Genomic DNA, 17,077 nt, shown 5'->3' with positions numbered 1-17,077 from the left:
AAGTTGAGTATCATGTCTTTGACCCTCGCCATCGTGGGGCGCCCCAATGTGGGCAAATCCACCCTGTTCAATCGCCTTGTGGGCAAGCGCCTTGCGCTGGTGGACGACCAGCCCGGCGTTACCCGCGATCTGCGTGAGGGCGAAGGGCGGTTGGGTGACCTGCGCTTTACCGTGATCGACACGGCCGGGCTGGAGGATGCCACCGACGACAGCCTGCAGGGCCGGATGCGGCGCCTGACCGAGCGTGCCGTAGACATGGCCGATGTCTGCCTGTTCATGATCGACGCCCGTGTGGGCCTGACCCCGACCGACGAGATGTTTGCCGAGATTCTGCGCAAGCGCTCCAAGCATGTGATCCTGGCGGCCAACAAGGCCGAGGGGGCGGCGGCGGATGCCGGTGTTCTCGAGGCCTACAACCTGGGTCTGGGCGAGCCGATCCGTCTGTCGGGCGAGCATGGCGAAGGCATGACCGACCTTTACGCGGCGTTGATGCCTTTGGCTGACGCCATGGAAGAAAAGCAGCCAGAGGACGTTCCGCAAACGGATATCGATCTGGACGAGGATGGGGAAACCGAGGGCGAAACCCCTGCAATTACGCCGGACAAGCCGTTGCAGGTGGCCGTTGTTGGGCGTCCGAATGCGGGCAAGTCCACACTGATCAACAAGATCCTGGGTGAAGATCGACTTCTGACCGGTCCCGAGGCCGGCATTACCCGTGACGCCATCAGTCTGAAGTTGGACTGGGGTGGCACCCCCATGCGCATCTTTGACACCGCCGGTATGCGCAAGAAGGCCAAGGTACAGGAAAAGCTCGAGAAACTCTCGGTGTCGGACGGCCTGCGCGCCGTCAAGTTCGCCGAAGTCGTGGTTGTCCTGCTGGATGCGGCGATCCCGTTCGAGCAGCAGGACCTGCGCATTGCCGATCTGGCCGAGCGTGAAGGACGTGCCGTGGTGATCGCGGTGAACAAGTGGGATGTCGAGGATAACAAGCAGGAGAAACTGCGCCAGCTCAAGACCTCGTTCGAACGCCTGCTTCCCCAACTGCGCGGCGCGCCTCTTGTGACCGTGTCGGCCAAGACGGGCAGGGGGTTGGAGCGGCTGCGTGATGCGATCCTGCGCGCCCACGATGTGTGGAACCGTCGGGTTCCCACCGCGGCCTTGAACCGCTGGCTGACCGCCATGTTGGAGCAGCACCCACCGCCAGCCCCCCAGGGGCGCAGGATCAAGCTGCGCTATATGACTCAAGCAAAGACGCGCCCGCCGGGTTTTGTCGTCATGTGCTCGCACCCGGACAAGATGCCGGAAAGCTACTCGCGGTATCTGGTCAACGGTCTGCGCGAGGATTTCGACATGCCCGGAACCCCGATCCGGCTGACGCTGCGCGGGCAGGGGGACAAGAACCCCTACAAGGGGCGCCGCAAGAAAAACGCGGGTGCGCTGGCCAAACATCTCAAGGGCAAGGCGTAACTGCGCCAATTTTCAGCATTTTCGGGCTTGGGGCGTGACAGCCCCCAAGCATCGCGCTAGCATTCGCATGCGTGCATTCATTTCGCGCGCGATTTGCGCGTGCCTGTGACGTGCAAAATTTCGCAAGGACTATTGAACCGGACCATCGTGGGGAGCGGGCTGGATGGACCTGAGAGAATATACGAGACAGTACGCGGTGCAGGACAATCGGCTGGCCGCGCTCAGCTATTTCGGGACGTTCGTGGTGTATTTCGCATCGCTGACGCTGGCGATCGTCTATGTGGATCAGTGGTTCATCATGATCCCGGCCGGGATCGTGTTCGCCTTTTCGGCAGTGCGTCTCTATGTTCTGCAGCATGATTGCGGTCATCATTCTCTGTTCGAAACCCGACGGCAGAATGAGTGGGCTGGCCACGTGCTGTCGCCGTTCACCTTCGCTCCGTTCGAAGTGATGAAACAGAACCACAATCTGCATCACGCGGGCATCGGCAATCTCGAACATCGGGAGACCGGGGAAATCAACACGATGACCTTGCGGGAATGGAATGAAGCGGATTGGAAAACCCGTCTGTTCTACAGGCTTTACCGCAATCCCTTCATCTTGGTGCCGGTCGGGGCCCTGTTCACGTATTTCATCCGCTATCGCTGGCCCAAAAACACGGTGCGGTTCGGCGTTCGTGGGGTCGTGCTGCACAACTTGTCCATCGTGGTTTTCCTCGGGTTGTTGTATTGGATTGCTGGCATGACAGGCATACTCGTCTGGCTGGCCTTCTCGTTCCTCGGCGGAATGCTAGGTGTGTTTCTGGTGTATCTTCAGCACAATTTCGAGGACACCTACTGGGATCGCCGCCCGGATCTGGACCCGCAACTGGCGGCGCTTCAGGGCTCGTCAGCGCTGGATTTTGGATGGTGGTTCGACAATGCGGTCGCCTGCATCACGCTGCATGACATCCACCATTTCAATGCCCGCATCCCGTCCTACCGGTTGCGCGCCTGTCACTACAACCTGCCACCCGAATACACACCCCGCCGGATCAAGTTTCCCGAGGCGGTAGCCGCGCTGAACCTGAAGCTGTGGGATGAAGATGCAAAGCGGTTGGTTCCCTTTCCGCGGCAGGGTGAAACCGGTGAGCTGGCCCGGGGCAGTTAAAGGCGGTTTTCCAAAGGTTGTGCGGACCGAAGCCTTGTCTTGCGGCCTGTCGGGCGTAGTTTCTAAGTTGGATCGTTTAGGAGTTTTGGAATGACAGCGGTGACCAAGGTTCGCGGCATCGGAGAAGCACTTGGCCGCGCTCTCAACGACAATGGCTTCAAGACGGCCGAGGACCTGGCCAAGGCCAAGCCGGCTGCGCTGGTCGCCGTTCCCGGTATCGGAGCGCGCCGGGCGCCCGGATTGATCGCAGCCGCCAAACAGACCACGTCCGGCGCCTCACCCGTGGCCAAGACCCGCCCACCGAAGGCCCCAACGCGCAAGACGGCGCAATCTCGGACCTCAGCTACTGCGCGCAAGGCCGAGGCAGAGGCCGAGGTGGCAGCCGAGAAAGCCGAAGCAGAGGCCAAGGCCCGGAAGAAGGCCAAGGCCAAAGCCAAGGCCGAAAAGGCAGCGAAGAAAAAGAAAGAGATGGAAGCGGCGATATCGAAGGCGAAGGAAAAGATAAAATCCAAGGCCAAGTCGAAAAAAGACAAGAAGTCCAAGAAGGCAAAAGAGAAGGCCGACGGTAAGTCCAAGAAAGACAAAAAGGACAAGAAGGCCAAGAAAAAGGCAAAGAATTAGTCACTTCCTTGCCTTGATCTGAAGCAATGCGGTCGCGGCTGGGGTGACCGCCAAAGGTTACGCCAGCGTGCCGTCAGCCTGCAGGGTCAGCTTGCCGCCAAGATACGGCGAAAGAACCTCGGGCAAGGTCACGGTGCCATCGGCGTTCTGGCCGTTTTCCAGAACCGCAATCAAACAGCGACCCACAGCCAGGCCCGATCCGTTCAGCGTGTGCACGAATTCAGGTTTGCCCCCACCTTCAGGCCGGAAGCGCGCATTCATGCGACGGGCCTGGAAATCTCCGCAGGTCGAAACCGAGCTGATCTCGCGATAGGTGTTCTGGCCGGGCAGCCAGGCCTCGATGTCGAAGGTCCGGCGCGCGCCAAACCCCATGTCGCCGGTGCACAAGACGACGGTACGATAAGGAATGCCCAGCTTTTCCAGGATGCCTTCGGCACAGCGCAGCATGCGCTGCTGTTCGTCGTCCGATTTGTCGGGATGCGTGACCGAAACCATTTCGACCTTTTCGAACTGGTGCTGGCGCAGCATGCCGCGCGTGTCCTTGCCGGCCGAGCCCGCCTCGGAGCGGAAGCACAGCGAATGTGCCGTGTAGCGGCGCGGCAGATAGCTTTCCTCGATGACGCAATTGTTGACGATGTTGGTCAGCGACACCTCGGAGGTCGGGATCAGCCACCACCCCTCGCGGGTTTGGTAGCTGTCTTCGCCGAACTTCGGCAGCTGGCCGGTGCCCTGCATCATCTCGGAGAGCACCAGAACCGGGCCGTTCACTTCGGTCAGACCGTTCTCGTTGGTATGCGTATCCAGCATGAACTGCGCGAGCGCCCGGTGAATGCGCGCCACACCGCCCGACAGCAGCACGAAACGAGATCCTGCCAGTTTGGCCGCGGTTTCGAAATCCATGCCGTTCTGAACCGAGGCGATCTCGAAGTGTTCCTTCGGTTCAAAGTCATAGTCCCGCGGCGTGCCCCAGCGTTTGACTTCGACATTGTCATTCTCGTCTTTGCCGTCGGGTACGTCCGCGGCCGGCAAGTTGGGGATGCGAACCAACTGGTCAGTCAGAAGGGCGTCGATATCCTTGGCCTCGGTCTGCATACGGGCGATTTCGGCCTTTTTCTCGGCCACAAGTGCCCGAAGACGCTCGAACTCGGCTTCGTCGCCGCGCGCCTTGGCTGCGCCGACTTCCTTGCTGGCCTTGTTCTGTTCGGCCTGCGCCGTTTCGGCTGCCAGGATCTTGGCCCGACGGCTTTCATCCAGGCGCAGCAGGTCTGACGATACCGGAGCTTCACCCCGGCGCGCGAGCGCGGCGTCGAAAGCTGCTGGGTTTTCGCGAATTGCGCGGATGTCGTGCATAGGTCAGATCCTTGGCAAGTGAATCACTAGGGCCGCTTATGCACCATCTGACGGGCAGGGTGTAGCACTGGGTTGGAAAATCGGCCTAGTTGTCCGTGTCTTCAACCGCTTCATGTGCCAGTCGACCGTCCCATGGATGGGTTGGAATCTTCGGCTCGGGCGGGTCGGCAACGTAAGATGGCGTCATGATCTGAACGCCGTTCTCGTTGAACACTTCCACGATGTTGCGGTGCAGGTCGGACTTGATCCGCGGGATCGAGTTGCCACGGGTCGTGTAGGCGTTGATCTGGTAGTTGATCGCGTAATCGGCCAGCGCGGTCCACAGGACAAAGGGCTCGGGGCGGGCGCGAAGGCCATCGGTGCGACGGGCTGCCTCGATCAGCATCGCTTCGACCTTTTCGGGGGGCTCTTCATAGCCGATCCCAACGGTCGTGTGCAAAAGCAGGCCCTTGCCGTCGGTCTGCTTGGAAAAATTGACCACGTCCGAGTTCATCAATTGGGCGTTGGGGATCGAGATCAGCTCGTTCTTGATGGACTTCAGGTGGGTTTCCATAAGTTTGATCTGCACCACATCACCGATGTGTTCACCGATTTGGATGCGGTCACCGATCGAGGTCGACCGGCGATAGATTACGAACAGTCCAGCCAGCATGTTGCTGACAACCGAGTTCGCGCCAAGAGAGAGCATTGCGCCAACCAGGATGGTCAGACCCTGAAAGGCCGCCGAATCCGAGCCCGGAATGTAGGGAACCGCAAAGACAAGGGCGATCAGGATCACCACGACACGCGCGATATTGAACGTGGGATTGACCCAGTGTTTCTCGAAATCGCCCATGTCGAAAGTGCCGGCCTCGACCGCGTCGAAGAACACCCGCATGCCTTTGATGATGTACATCGTCACCCAGGCGATCAACGCCAGCATGATCATGTTCGGGATGTAGCTGAGGATACCCCGGAAGATCAGCAGAACCGGTTCGGTCAGGTAGGTCAGTAGCAGCTGCGCAAAGTACCGCGACTCGGCAAATGCCAGCAGAACGAACGACAGATAGTAATAGAAACCCAGAAAGAAGATGATCAGCAGGCCAAAATTCAGCCCGTATCGGATCAGTGCGGCAATCGCCTCGGCCTGTACACTTTTCGCGGTGGCTTCCTCCACGTCCCTAAGGTATCGCCGGACAAAGATCAGCGTGCGTCGCCGAATGCGCCTGTGCAGCCACAGGATCACCAGGACGAAGACGATGAACCCCAACGTCCACGCCGCCGCTTCGATCGCACCGGACACACGTGCCTCGTCCGTGCGGTTTGCCCGGTAAGCCATGATCGCGTCCCGGATGGCGTCGCCATGCAAGACCGTCAGGACGCTCAGTTCCATTTGCTCCAGCTCGGCATCGGCCTCGGTGACGATGGTGACCATCTGACCGTCCGCCAGAATGCGGGTGCCTATCTCGGTGTCCTGATAGGTGATGTCGACATCCGTGGCATCCGAGGATTCGGCGACCTTGATGATCGCGTCCTGAATGTTCTCGGCCCTTTCCGGCGCGGGCAGGGCGCTGGAGCCTCGAATGTGGAACAAGGTGTCGCCGTCAACGATGACCGGAGCCATGAAGGTCTCGGCGGCGGCGCTGTCGGCTTCGGGTCCGTCCTGCGGGGCATCCTGCGCCATGACAGGCACCGAAAAGGCCCAAGCCGCAAACAGCATGGACAGCAAAACACCCAATGGAAATGGGGCCTTGACGATACTCCGCATGGGTCCTCCCTGACTTTGACTATACCCAAAGCCCCGCACCATCCTAGTGGATATCTGCGGTGTAATTCATCATCTTCGGGGATCGTGACACTGTTGCACGGCATGCCAAGTCGGCCATCGCTTGCAAAGGTTGATTTCAAGGCATAGTTTCCCGGCAAATTCGCGGTGCTCACTCCGCGACCTCAAGAAAAAAGGAATGTCCCATGGAAGGTGGCGCAATCGCCCAGTTTCTCCCGCTCATCCTGATCTTCGCGATCATGTACTTCCTGCTGATCCGTCCGCAGCAGAAGAAGATGAAGGAACATCAGGCCATGGTCGAGGCAGTGCGCCGCGGCGATCAGGTCGTCACTCAGGGTGGCCTCATCGGCAAAGTGTCGAAGGTCAAGGAAGGCGAAAACGAGATCGAGGTCGAGATCGCGGACGGCGTCCGGGTTCGTGTGGTCAAGTCGACCATCGCTCAGGTGCTGAACAAGACCGAACCGGCGAAGTAAATTCGCGTCGCAACTTCCTGAAAAGGCAGGGTAATGCTGCAAATTGATACCTGGAAACGGGTCCTGATCTGGCTGGTCTGCGTGGTTGGCCTGCTGATGGCCCTGCCGAACGCGTTTTACACGCGGGTCGAACAATCGAACGACGCCAAGGCCGCCATCGAACTGGGCATCGACACGCCCGAGATGCAGGCGCAAGCGGGGCAATGGCCCGATTGGCTGCCGTCGTCATTGGTCAACCTGGGGCTTGATCTTCGCGGTGGGGCGCATCTGTTGGCCGAAGTTCAGGTTGGCGATGTCTACGAGACGCGGATGGAGGCCATGTGGCCCGAAGTTCGTGATGCCCTGCGGGACGAACGGGCGACGGTCGGAACGATCCGCCGTCAACCCTCGGCCCCGGATGAGATTCGCGTTCGTATCAGCCAGCCGGACGGAATGCCAAGCGCTCTGGAAGCGGTGCGCGGGCTGGCCCGTCAGGTGCAGACGCTGACCGGGGTCGGCGCCACGGATATCGAAGTCAGCGCCGACGGCGACACCCTGATCGTAAAACTGTCCGAGGCGGAGAAACTGGCCTCGGATGATCGAACGGTGCGTCAGGCACTTGAAATCGTGCGCCGCCGGATCGACGAGGTTGGCACTCGTGAGCCGACCATCCAGCGTCAGGGCACCGACCGGATCCTGATTCAGGTGCCCGGGATCGGCAGTGCCAGCGAGTTGAAGGACATCATTGGTACCACGGCGCAACTGACCTTCAATCCGGTCGTGGCCCGCGGCACCGATCCGGACGTCGTGCCCGGCGTCGGTGAAGAGGTCGTGCCGTCGATCGACGAAAACGGCGTGTACTACACCATCGAATCCGCACCCGTCGTGACGGGCGAGGAATTGGTCGACGCGCAGCCTTCCTTCGATCAGAACGGACGCCCGGCGGTCAGCTTCCGGTTCAACACATCCGGCGCCCGTAAATTCGGCGATTACACCCGCGACAATATCGGTGCTCCGTTTGCGATCGTGCTGGATGACGAGGTGATCTCGGCCCCGGTGATCCAAAGCCATATCCCCGGCGGATCCGGCATCATCACCGGCAACTTCACCGTCGAAGAAAGCACGAACCTTGCTGTTCTGCTGCGTGCAGGTGCGCTGCCGGCGGGTCTTGAGTTCCTCGAAGAACGTACGATCGGCCCCGAGCTGGGCCAGGACAGCATCGACGCGGGTAAGGTCGCCACCACCGTCGCTTTTGCAGCAGTCTTGATCTTCATGGCGCTCAGCTATGGTCTTTTTGGCATCTTCGCCAACATCGCTTTGCTGATTAACGTCGGGCTGATCTTTGGGCTGTTGTCACTGATTGGCGCGACATTGACGTTGCCGGGCATTGCCGGGATCGTGTTGACGGTCGGTATGGCGGTGGATGCCAATGTGCTGATCTTCGAACGTATTCGAGAAGAGCTGAAATCGGCCAAAGGCCCCGCTCGGGCAATCGACCTGGGCTATGAAAAGGCCCTGTCGGCCATTCTGGATGCCAACATCACGACCTTCATCACCGCCGTTATCCTGTTCGCTATCGGCAGCGGCCCGGTTCGCGGCTTTGCCATCACGCTTGGCCTGGGAATTCTGACGTCGGTCTTCACCGCGATCTTCGTGACGCGACTGATGATCATCATGTGGTTCGAACGGCGCCGCCCGAAAACGATCGAGGTTTGACATGAGACTGAAACTCGTACCCGAAAACACCTCGTTCGATTTCTTCAGCCGCTGGAAGGTCTGGCTGGGCATTTCGGGCCTGATGATGGTCATCGCATTCGCTTCGTTCATGCTCCAAGGTTTGAACTTCGGGATCGACTTCCGGGGCGGTACCACGATCCGGACCCAGAGCACGCAGGAATTGGATGTCGGTGTTTACCGCGACGCCATTGCGCCGCTGGGCCTCGGGGATGTCACCATCACCGAAATCTTCGACCCGACATTCGGGCCTGATGAGAACGTGGCAATGATCCGCATTCAAGCGCAGGACGGTGCCGAATCTGTCACGGCCGAAACCATCGCGGCAGTCGAAGGCGCCTTGCAGGCTGTAATCCCAGATATCCAGTTCGTTTCGGTGGAATCCGTGGGCCCGAAAGTATCGGGCGAGCTGATCCAAACAGCCGTGATTGCTGTGGTTCTGGCGATCGGAGCGGTGCTGGTCTACATCTGGCTGCGGTTCGAATGGCAGTTCGCGTTGGGGGCGGTCGCCGCGCTGGTGCATGACGTGTTGCTGACGATCGGTATTTTTTCCGAGCTGCAGATCCGCTTCGACCTCGCGATTATCGCCGCGCTTCTGACAATCGTCGGTTACTCGCTGAACGATACCGTGGTCGTATTCGACCGGGTGCGTGAGAACCTGCGTAAATACAAGAAGAAGGACCTGAAAGAGGTGCTAAACCTCTCGATCAATGAAACGCTCAGCCGAACCGTCATGACCTCGGTCACCACGTTGCTGGCGCTTGTCTCGCTGTACGTGCTCGGCGGTGACGTGATCCGCGGGTTCGTCTTCGCGATGATCTGGGGCGTGATCGTAGGGACCTATTCGTCGGTTTTCGTGGCCTCGACCATCCTGCTGTGGCTGGGGGTCAAACGCGATTGGTCCAAGCCATCGAACACGGCCGGCAACCAGTTTGCCAACATTGATGCCTGATGTGTTCGGCCAATCCCCAACGGGATTGGCCGTCATCATTTTTGCAGCCCTCGCGGGTGGAATCGTTCGAGGGTTTTCCGGGTTCGGCACCGCGCTGATCTTTCTGCCGCTGTCGACGCCTTATCTTGGTCCGTTCGGGGCTTTGATCGCGTTGACCTGCATGGATGTCTTCGGGCCACTTCCCAATCTGCGCCGCGCCTGGGTTGATGTCGACAAACGCGATCTCGTGAGACTTGTCGTCGGGTGTGCACTTTTGCTGCCGGTCGGACTGTCGATATTGACCCGAGTCCAGCCTGAGGTTTTTCGCTACGCCGTCAGCCTCGTGACCCTGTTCATGCTGGTCGTGCTGATTTCGGGGCTGCGGTACAACGGCGAAGTCCGGCGCAACATGGTAACTGCCATCGGCGCTGCGGCCGGCTTTTTGGGGGGCGTTGCAGGCATCCCGGGTCCGGCGGTAATTCTGTTCTACATGTCTCGCCCGTTGCCTGTGGCAGTTGTTCGGGCCACGATCCTGCTGTTCCTTCTGGCCTTTGATTTTCTGATCTTCGGGTATCTCGCTGCGTTCGGGCAATTGACCTGGTCCACGGTTGGGTTGGGGCTGGCGCTTGCCGTTCCGAATCTGGCAGGAAATTGGCTGGGCGGCTGGATGTTTCAGCCTGCCAGGGAACGGGTCTACCGCGTGATCGCGTATGCAGTCATCGCTGCTGCGGCCTTGTCGGGCTTGCCGCTTTGGGGATAGAAGATCACATGCGCCTGAACGAGATCACATATACCAACGCAGTTCCGATTGATGGCTATGGGCCGGGATTTTTCCGCATAGGCGGCGAGGTTCACGAAGGCAGTGTTCTGACAGGCCCCGGAGGGACCGGACCGTGGGGCGGTTTTGCGGACAGCGAGAGCCTTCTAGGGCTGGCCAATCAGGTTGACGTTCTGTTCATCGGCACCGGCGCTGATCTTTCTCACATACCATCTGATTTGCGGTCGACCCTCGAAGAGGCCGGCATCGGGGTCGAGATCATGAACTCGCCCGCCGCCTGCCGCACCTACAACGTGCTTTTGTCCGAGGGGCGCCGTATCGCTCTGGCCCTGTTGCCGGTCTGACCGCTTCATCTGGCCCCTCACATCCCACCTCGCCAAAAGGCCCTGCGGCAAATCCGTCCTTTTTCCCCCGCAACCAATCGGATAAGCGGGTCTCATGACACTGACCGTGACCGACCTTGCCATCGCCCGAGGGGGTGTGCCCGTGCTCGAAGGCCTCAGTTTCGCGCTGCCCCCGGGCAAGGCGCTGATCCTGCGCGGCCCGAACGGGATCGGCAAGACCACCCTTCTGCGCACGCTGGCCGGTCTGCAACCGCCGCTCTCGGGCCGGATCGAGGGGGCCGAAGACCGGATCGCCTATGCCGCCCATTCCGACGGGCTGAAACCCACCCTGACCGTGACCGAGAACCTGACCTTTTGGGCCTCGGTCTTTGGCACGCGTGACATACAGCCGGCGCTGGAGGCCTTCGCCCTGAACGAACTGGCCGATCGTCACGCAGGCAACCTGTCGGCGGGCCAGAAACGCCGCCTGGGTCTGGCCCGAATGCTGGTGACCGGCCGACCGATCTGGATGCTGGACGAACCCACCGTGTCACTGGACAAGACCGCCGTGGCAATGTTCGCCGATGCAGTGCGGGCGCATCTGGGGCAGGGCGGCTCGGCCCTGATTGCCACCCATATCGACCTGGGTCTCGATGGTGAGGTCCTGGATGTCGGCCCCAACAAGGCGCGCCCGAAGGCGCTGGATGACTTCGACGGAGGCTTCCTGTGATCGCCCTGCTGTTACGTGACCTGAAACTGTCCTTCCGCGCGGGCGGAGGGTTCGGCCTCGGGCTGGCCTTCTTCCTGATCGTCACCGTTCTGGTGCCGTTTTCGGTGGGTCCGCAATCCTCGCTGTTGGCGACCATCGCGCCGGGGGTGCTGTGGCTGGGCGCATTGCTGGCCTGCCTGCTGTCGCTGGATCGCCTGCTGGCACTGGATTGGGAGGATGGGTCGCTCGATCTGCTGGCCACCGCGCCGCTGCCGCTGGAATCGGTGGTCACGATCAAGGCGCTGGCGCATTGGATCACCACCGGCCTGCCGCTGGTGCTGGCCGCGCCGGTGCTGGGTGTGCTGCTGAACCTGCCCGGCCCCGGTTTTGGCTGGCTGGTCGTCTCGCTGCTGATCGGCACGCCCGCGCTCAGCGTGATCGGCACTTTCGGCGCAGCCCTGACCGTTGGGCTCAAACGCGGAGGCCTGCTGCTGTCGCTGCTGGTGCTGCCGCTTTACGTGCCCACGCTGATCTTCGGGGCCGAGGTCGCGCGCCGTGGTGCCACCGGGATGGAGGTCCAGACCCCGCTGCTGATGCTGGCCGGGATCACCGCCGCCGCGGTCGCCCTTCTGCCTTTTGCCAGCGCGGCGGTGCTGCGCATCAACCTCAGATGATTGGGGCACGTTGACCGATGTCAATTGAGAACGCCCCCGACTCGGACTAGATAAGGCCCATGTCGATAGCAGCCAAAGCCAACGCCCTGTGGGAATACGCCAACCCGCGCAAGTTCCTCGCCACCAGCGAGCGGGTCCTGCCGTTCTTCTGGATCAGCTCGGCCCTGTTTCTGGTCGTCGGGCTGGTGTGGGGGTTCTTCTTCACGCCGGATGACTACAAGCAGGGGTCGACCGTCAAGATCATCTATCTACACGTGCCATCGGCGCTGATGGCCATCAATTGCTGGCTGATGATGCTGGTCACCTCGCTGGTCTGGCTGGTGCGCCGGCACCATGTCAGTGCCCTTGCCGCACGCGCCGCAGCGCCGATCGGCATCGTGATGACCCTGATCGCGCTGGCCACCGGCGCCATTTGGGGGCAGCCGATGTGGGGCACCTGGTGGGCCTGGGATCCGCGCCTGACCTCGTTCCTGATCCTGTTCCTGTTCTATCTGGGCTACATCGCCCTGTGGGAGGCGATCGAAGACCCCGACACGGCGGCGGACCTGACCTCGGTCCTGTGCATCGTGGGCTCGGTCTTTGCCATTCTCAGCCGCTATGCGGTGAATTTCTGGAACCAAGGCCTGCATCAGGGCGCATCGGTGATGCGCGCAGGTGCGATCACCGGCACGGACACCACCGAGAAGGTCAGCAACGTGTTCTTCTACCCGCTGCTGACCTGCATCATCGGCTTCGTGCTGCTGTTCATCGCGCTGGTCCTGTACCGAACCGGCACCGAAATCCGCGCGCGGCGCATCAAGGCGCTGCTGGCACGGGAAAGGGTAAACGGATGATGCCTGATCTGGGAAAATACGCCGAAACGGTTCTGTCCTCCTACGCGGCCTCGATCGCCCTGCTGGTGGCGCTGGTGGTTTTCAGCATCCTGCGTGGCCGCAAGGTCCGGGCCGAGATGGAAAAGATCGAACAGAGGATTTCGCGCAATGGCTAAGATCTCGCCGTTGATGATTGCTCCGCCGCTGATCTTCGGTGCCTTCGCCGTGCTGGCGGCCATCGGCATGTTCCGCGAAGACCCCAACGCGCTGCCCTCGGCCCGCGAAGGCCAGCCCGCGCCGCCCGTTGTCCTGGCCGAGTTTCCAGGCAAACAGGGGTTCGACGACGCAACCCTGCGCGACGGCCAGGTCAAGCTGGTGAACTATTGGGCCAGCTGGTGTGCTCCCTGCCGCGCCGAGCATCCGAACCTCGAGAAACTGGCGCAGGAAGGTATTCCGGTCTACGGCATCAACTACAAAGACAAACTGGCCAACGCCGACGCTTTCCTTAGCGAACTGGGTGATCCTTATGCCGCCATCGGGCGCGATGAAAATGGCCGCATGGGATTGGATTGGGGCGTCTACGGCGTGCCCGAGACCTATGTGATCGATGGTGACGGCACGATCATCCTGCGGTTTGCCGGTCCGATCACCCAGCGCGTGATCGAGAGCACTATCCGACCCGCATTGGAAAAAGCCGCCGCGCAGTAACGCCGGGGTTAAAGGCGATACCCGCCAGAGACGGTCAGCACCTCTCCGGTGATGAAGGACGCGTCTTCGGATGCGAGAAAGCGAACTGCGCGCGCTATGTCCTCGGGTATCCCAACACGCCCCAGCGCCGTGTTCTGAACGAATAGGTCGGTCAGATCGTCGGGTCTTGGGGCTTCGGGGATGTTGATCGCTCCGGGTGCCACCGCGTTGACGCGAATGCCGTCTGGGCCAAGTTCTTTCGCCATGGCGCGGGTCCACAGGTTCAGCGCGGCCTTGCTGGCCCCATAGGTAGCGGCGTCGCGTGGCGGGAGTTCGGCGTTGACTGACGAGATACTGACGATCGACGCTCCCCGCTGCAGGTGAGGCAACGCGGCGGCCAGCAGCGCGGCCGGTACCAGCAGGTTGAGATCAAGAATAGCCCTGTGGTCCTTTTGGCTGAAGCTGTCCTTCGGCGTGGCCTGAACCAACCCGGCATTGTTGATGATCACATCCAGCCGGCCGAACCTGTCGATGACGCGGCGCACCACGTCTTCGGGCTGACCTTCTTGCGTTAGATCGCTTTGCTGGGTCAGGGCCGGTCGGTCATCGGGCAAGGGCTGCGGTTCGGTCTTGTGCCACGTCAGGGCGAGGCGATGATCCACGGCCAGATCAACCGCGATGGCCCGGCCAATTCCGCGAGCACCACCAGTTATCAAGGCAACTTTTTCCATGCCCCCAGCAGACCGCTTATCTGCACGGAACACAACGCGATAGTGGCCAGACCTGAAACGAAAAAGGGCGCCCGTTCGGGGCGCCCTTGCGTTCTTGGCTTTGTGCCGGCTTAGCTGGCCTTGGCCAGGTTCCGCAGCACATAGTGCAGCACGCCGCCGTTTTCGATGTATTCGATCTCGGGCGCGGTATCGATGCGGCACTTGAGCGTAATGGTCTTCTCGGTCCCGTCTGCGTAGGTGATGGTGCAGGGCACCTCTTGCAGCGGCTGGATCGTGTCCAGACCGTGGATCGAGAAGGTCTCGTCGCCTTTCAAGCCCAGCGTCTTGCGGTTGTCGCCCGCGGTGAACTCGAACGGGATGACGCCCATGCCCACCAGGTTCGAGCGGTGGATACGCTCGAAGCTTTCTGCGATCACGGCTTTGACGCCCAGCAGCGCGGTGCCCTTGGCCGCCCAGTCCCGCGAGGAACCGGCGCCGTACTGTTCGCCACCGATCACGACCAGCGGAGTGCCTTCTGCCTGATAGGCCATCGATGCGTCATAGATCGAGGTCTGCTGACCATCCGGGCCTTTGGTGTAACCACCCTCGACGCCGTCCAGCATCTCGTTCTTGATGCGGATGTTGGCGAAGGTGCCGCGCATCATGACCTCGTGGTTGCCACGGCGCGATCCGTACGAGTTGAACTCGCGCGGTTGCACCTGGCGCTCCAGCAGGTATTTGCCCGCGGGGCTGGTGGTTGCAAACGAACCAGCCGGCGAGATGTGGTCGGTGGTGACCATGTCGCCCAGAATGGCCAGAACCTTGGCGCCTTCGATGTTCGAGATGGTGCCCGGCTGTGCCCCCATACCCTGGAAGTAGGGCGGGTTCTGGATGTAGGTCGACGTTGGCGGCCAGTCATAGGTCTCGGCATCGGTGGTTTCGACCGATTGCCATTTCTCGTCGCCCTTGAAGACATCGGCGTATTTCGACTGGAATGCCTCGCGGGTTACGGTTGCCTCGACCAGTTCGGCGATCTCTTTCTGGGTCGGCCAGATGTCTTTCATGTAGACGTCGTTGCCGTCCTTGTCCTGACCGATCGGTTCCGAGGTCAGGTCGATGTCCAGCGTACCGGCCAGCGCATAGACCACCACCAGCGGCGGCGAAGCCAGGTAGTTGGCGCGCACGTCGGGCGAGATCCGGCCTTCGAAGTTGCGGTTGCCCGACAGGACCGAGGTCGCCACCAGGTCGCCCTCGGCGATGGCTTCCGAGATCTCTTTCTGGATCGGGCCCGAGTTGCCGATGCAGGTGGTGCAGCCGTAACCAACGAGGTTGAAGCCGACCTTGTCCAGATCTTCCTGCAGGCCAGCGGCCTCAAGGTATGCGGATACGACCTGCGATCCCGGCGCCAGCGAGGTTTTGACCCACGGTTTGCGGTTCAGGCCCAAAGCCGCCGCCTTGCGTGCGACAAGGCCCGCACCGATCATCACATAGGGGTTCGAGGTGTTGGTGCACGACGTAATCGAAGCGATCACGACTTTGCCCGATTCCATGGTGTAGTCTTCGCCTTTGACCGGCACTTCCTTGCCCATCGGGCGCTTGAAAGTGTTTTCCATCTCCTGGCGGAAGGCGGCCTTGGCGTTGGTCAGCGGCACATAATCCTGCGGACGCTTGGGGCCCGAGATCGCGGGAACGATCGTGCTCATGTCCAGGGATAACGTGTCGGTGTAGACCGGAGCATAGTCCGCCCCACGCCAGAATCCGTTTTCCTTGGCATAGGCTTCGACCAGCGCGATGCGGTCCTCGTCACGGCCGGTGTTGCGCAGGTAGCGCAGGGTTTCGTTGTCGATCGGGAAGAAGCCGCAGGTCGCGCCGTATTCCGGCGCCATGTTGGCGATGGTTGCGCGGTCGGCCAGCGGCAGACGGTCCAGGCCTTCGCCGTAGAATTCAACGAACTTGCCCACCACGCCCTTGGCGCGCAGCATCTCCACGACCTTCAGAACAAGGTCGGTGCCGGTGGTGCCTTCGACCATCTCGCCGGTCAGTTCGAACCCGATCACTTCGGGGATCAGCATCGAGATCGGCTGACCCAGCATCGCGGCCTCGGCCTCGATTCCGCCGACGCCCCAGCCCAGAACGGCCATGCCGTTGACCATGGTGGTGTGGCTGTCGGTGCCGACTAGCGTGTCGGGATAGGCGACTTCTTCGCCGTTCTGGTCGGTGTCGGTCCAGACGGTCTGGGCCAGATATTCCAGGTTCACCTGGTGGCAGATGCCGGTGCCCGGCGGTACCACGCGGAAGTTGTTGAACGCGCTCTGGCCCCATTTCAGGAACTGGTAGCGCTCCATGTTGCGTTCATATTCGCGGTCCACGTTCATCTGGAACGCGCGCGGGTTGCCGAACTCGTCGATCATGACTGAGTGGTCGATGACCAGGTCAACCGGGTTCAGCGGGTTGATCTTCTGCGGATCGCCCCCCAGCGCCTTGATGCCGTCGCGCATCGCGGCCAGGTCCACAACGGCCGGAACGCCGGTGAAGTCCTGCATCAGCACGCGGGCAGGGCGGTAAGCGATTTCGCGCGGGTTCTTCCCGTTGTTGGCACCCCATTCGGCAAAGGCCTTGATGTCATCGACCGAGACTGAGAAACCGCCGTCCTCGAACCGCAGCATGTTTTCCAGCACCACTTTCAGCGCGGCGGGAAGCTTAGAGAAATCGCCCAGGCCGGCCTCTTGCGCGGCGGGGATCGAGTAATACGAGATGGACTTGCCATTCACGCTCAGGCTGCGGCGTGTCTTGGCGGTATCCTGTCCGACTTTGATGGGCATCTTTGGCCTCCCTCTCAAATGACGTGGAATTGGGATTCGCTGAGCGGTATCTGCATCACCAAGGCCTGCGGTTCAAGGTCCAACAGGGCGGG

17 protein-coding genes are annotated in these 17,077 nt (G+C 61.1%); 13 read left to right on the top strand and 4 right to left on the bottom strand.

The window, feature by feature from the left end; translation table 11 throughout:
* The first annotated feature begins 12 nt into the window (after positions 1–12).
* The 3 genes from der to ACR0DA_RS07890 all read left to right on the top strand — a co-directional run bounded on the left by der (position 13) and on the right by ACR0DA_RS07890 (position 3,238).
* On the top strand, positions 13–1,467 hold the full coding sequence (der, locus tag ACR0DA_RS07900) for a ribosome biogenesis GTPase Der (RefSeq protein WP_480753515.1): 1,455 nt from the start codon (positions 13–15) through the stop codon (positions 1,465–1,467).
* A gap of 163 nt (positions 1,468–1,630) precedes the next feature.
* A complete protein-coding gene (locus tag ACR0DA_RS07895; RefSeq protein WP_170358693.1) occupies positions 1,631–2,617 on the top strand; it encodes a fatty acid desaturase in 987 nt (328 codons plus the stop codon).
* 90 nt (positions 2,618–2,707) lie between these two features.
* Positions 2,708–3,238 (top strand): helix-hairpin-helix domain-containing protein, encoded by a 531-nt coding sequence (locus ACR0DA_RS07890; RefSeq protein WP_480753514.1) that lies wholly within the window; start codon positions 2,708–2,710, stop codon positions 3,236–3,238.
* A 57-nt stretch (positions 3,239–3,295) separates the two neighbouring features.
* Here the strand turns inward: ACR0DA_RS07890 and serS are convergent, their stop codons facing one another.
* Both serS and ACR0DA_RS07880 read right to left on the bottom strand, forming a co-directional pair.
* The gene (gene serS, locus ACR0DA_RS07885; protein ID WP_480753513.1) at positions 3,296–4,588 is read right to left on the bottom strand and encodes a serine--tRNA ligase; all 1,293 of its coding nucleotides are present in this window, start codon (positions 4,586–4,588) and stop codon (positions 3,296–3,298) included.
* A gap of 85 nt (positions 4,589–4,673) precedes the next feature.
* Positions 4,674–6,335: a mechanosensitive ion channel family protein gene (locus tag ACR0DA_RS07880; RefSeq protein ID WP_480753512.1), complete on the bottom strand. Its 1,662-nt coding sequence runs from the start codon at positions 6,333–6,335 to the stop codon at positions 4,674–4,676.
* A gap of 203 nt (positions 6,336–6,538) precedes the next feature.
* On the opposite strand from ACR0DA_RS07880, the gene yajC reads away from it, so the two are divergent.
* The 10 genes from yajC to ACR0DA_RS07830 all read left to right on the top strand — a co-directional run bounded on the left by yajC (position 6,539) and on the right by ACR0DA_RS07830 (position 13,474).
* Positions 6,539–6,826, top strand: a complete 288-nt coding sequence (yajC, locus tag ACR0DA_RS07875; RefSeq protein ID WP_093962445.1) for a preprotein translocase subunit YajC — start codon at positions 6,539–6,541, stop codon at positions 6,824–6,826.
* Between the two features lie 33 nt (positions 6,827–6,859).
* Positions 6,860–8,521 carry a protein translocase subunit SecD gene (gene secD / locus ACR0DA_RS07870; RefSeq protein ID WP_170338516.1) on the top strand — a complete coding sequence of 554 codons (1,662 nt, stop codon included), beginning with the start codon at positions 6,860–6,862 and terminating at the stop codon, positions 8,519–8,521.
* A 1-nt stretch (position 8,522) separates the two neighbouring features.
* Entirely contained in the window at positions 8,523–9,491 is a 969-nt protein-coding gene (gene secF, locus ACR0DA_RS07865) for a protein translocase subunit SecF (RefSeq protein WP_170358702.1), read from the top strand.
* Positions 9,484–10,230 carry a sulfite exporter TauE/SafE family protein gene (locus ACR0DA_RS07860; protein WP_170338013.1) on the top strand — a complete coding sequence of 249 codons (747 nt, stop codon included), beginning with the start codon at positions 9,484–9,486 and terminating at the stop codon, positions 10,228–10,230. The genes secF and ACR0DA_RS07860 overlap by 8 nt, the downstream gene beginning before the upstream one ends.
* Positions 10,231–10,238: 8 nt before the next feature.
* Positions 10,239–10,592 carry an Mth938-like domain-containing protein gene (locus tag ACR0DA_RS07855; protein ID WP_170338015.1) on the top strand — a complete coding sequence of 118 codons (354 nt, stop codon included), beginning with the start codon at positions 10,239–10,241 and terminating at the stop codon, positions 10,590–10,592.
* Between the two features lie 94 nt (positions 10,593–10,686).
* The gene (ccmA, locus tag ACR0DA_RS07850) at positions 10,687–11,301 is read left to right on the top strand and encodes a heme ABC exporter ATP-binding protein CcmA (RefSeq protein ID WP_170358704.1); all 615 of its coding nucleotides are present in this window, start codon (positions 10,687–10,689) and stop codon (positions 11,299–11,301) included.
* On the top strand, positions 11,298–11,954 hold the full coding sequence (gene ccmB / locus ACR0DA_RS07845; RefSeq protein WP_149774813.1) for a heme exporter protein CcmB: 657 nt from the start codon (positions 11,298–11,300) through the stop codon (positions 11,952–11,954). Before ccmA ends, ccmB begins: the two co-directional genes overlap by 4 nt.
* Positions 11,955–12,013: 59 nt before the next feature.
* Positions 12,014–12,787, top strand: coding sequence for a heme ABC transporter permease (locus ACR0DA_RS07840; RefSeq protein WP_005982368.1), 774 nt, complete (start codon positions 12,014–12,016; stop codon positions 12,785–12,787).
* The gene (gene ccmD / locus ACR0DA_RS07835) at positions 12,784–12,942 is read left to right on the top strand and encodes a heme exporter protein CcmD (protein WP_480753511.1); all 159 of its coding nucleotides are present in this window, start codon (positions 12,784–12,786) and stop codon (positions 12,940–12,942) included. The genes ACR0DA_RS07840 and ccmD overlap by 4 nt, the downstream gene beginning before the upstream one ends.
* Positions 12,935–13,474: a DsbE family thiol:disulfide interchange protein gene (locus ACR0DA_RS07830; protein ID WP_170338525.1), complete on the top strand. Its 540-nt coding sequence runs from the start codon at positions 12,935–12,937 to the stop codon at positions 13,472–13,474. Before ccmD ends, ACR0DA_RS07830 begins: the two co-directional genes overlap by 8 nt.
* An 8-nt stretch (positions 13,475–13,482) precedes the next feature.
* On the opposite strand, the gene ACR0DA_RS07825 is transcribed toward ACR0DA_RS07830, so the two are convergent.
* A complete protein-coding gene (locus tag ACR0DA_RS07825; protein ID WP_480753509.1) occupies positions 13,483–14,184 on the bottom strand; it encodes an SDR family NAD(P)-dependent oxidoreductase in 702 nt (233 codons plus the stop codon).
* Positions 14,185–14,294: 110 nt separating this feature from the next.
* Complete coding sequence (gene acnA, locus ACR0DA_RS07820; RefSeq protein ID WP_170370688.1) at positions 14,295–16,985, bottom strand: aconitate hydratase AcnA; 2,691 nt, start codon at positions 16,983–16,985, stop codon at positions 14,295–14,297.
* Between the last annotated feature and the right edge of the window lie 92 nt (positions 16,986–17,077).

This window comes from Ruegeria sp. CI8 (assembly GCF_056536865.1).
The sequence above is the reverse complement of the archived record's forward strand: the minus strand, read 5'-3'. Positions and strand labels throughout refer to the sequence as shown.

Coding starts and splice junctions, on each gene's coding strand:
- yajC (WP_093962445.1), top strand. CDS start 6,539: ATGGAAGGTGGCGCAATCGCCCAGTTTCTCCCGCTCATCCTGATCTTC.
- der (WP_480753515.1), top strand. CDS start 13: ATGTCTTTGACCCTCGCCATCGTGGGGCGCCCCAATGTGGGCAAATCC.
- secD (WP_170338516.1), top strand. CDS start 6,860: ATGCTGCAAATTGATACCTGGAAACGGGTCCTGATCTGGCTGGTCTGC.
- serS (WP_480753513.1), bottom strand. CDS start 4,588: ATGCACGACATCCGCGCAATTCGCGAAAACCCAGCAGCTTTCGACGCC.
- ACR0DA_RS07830 (WP_170338525.1), top strand. CDS start 12,935: ATGGCTAAGATCTCGCCGTTGATGATTGCTCCGCCGCTGATCTTCGGT.
- acnA (WP_170370688.1), bottom strand. CDS start 16,985: ATGCCCATCAAAGTCGGACAGGATACCGCCAAGACACGCCGCAGCCTG.
- secF (WP_170358702.1), top strand. CDS start 8,523: ATGAGACTGAAACTCGTACCCGAAAACACCTCGTTCGATTTCTTCAGC.
- ACR0DA_RS07860 (WP_170338013.1), top strand. CDS start 9,484: ATGCCTGATGTGTTCGGCCAATCCCCAACGGGATTGGCCGTCATCATT.
- ACR0DA_RS07825 (WP_480753509.1), bottom strand. CDS start 14,184: ATGGAAAAAGTTGCCTTGATAACTGGTGGTGCTCGCGGAATTGGCCGG.
- ACR0DA_RS07895 (WP_170358693.1), top strand. CDS start 1,631: ATGGACCTGAGAGAATATACGAGACAGTACGCGGTGCAGGACAATCGG.
- ACR0DA_RS07855 (WP_170338015.1), top strand. CDS start 10,239: ATGCGCCTGAACGAGATCACATATACCAACGCAGTTCCGATTGATGGC.
- ccmA (WP_170358704.1), top strand. CDS start 10,687: ATGACACTGACCGTGACCGACCTTGCCATCGCCCGAGGGGGTGTGCCC.
- ACR0DA_RS07880 (WP_480753512.1), bottom strand. CDS start 6,335: ATGCGGAGTATCGTCAAGGCCCCATTTCCATTGGGTGTTTTGCTGTCC.
- ccmD (WP_480753511.1), top strand. CDS start 12,784: ATGATGCCTGATCTGGGAAAATACGCCGAAACGGTTCTGTCCTCCTAC.
- ACR0DA_RS07840 (WP_005982368.1), top strand. CDS start 12,014: ATGTCGATAGCAGCCAAAGCCAACGCCCTGTGGGAATACGCCAACCCG.
- ACR0DA_RS07890 (WP_480753514.1), top strand. CDS start 2,708: ATGACAGCGGTGACCAAGGTTCGCGGCATCGGAGAAGCACTTGGCCGC.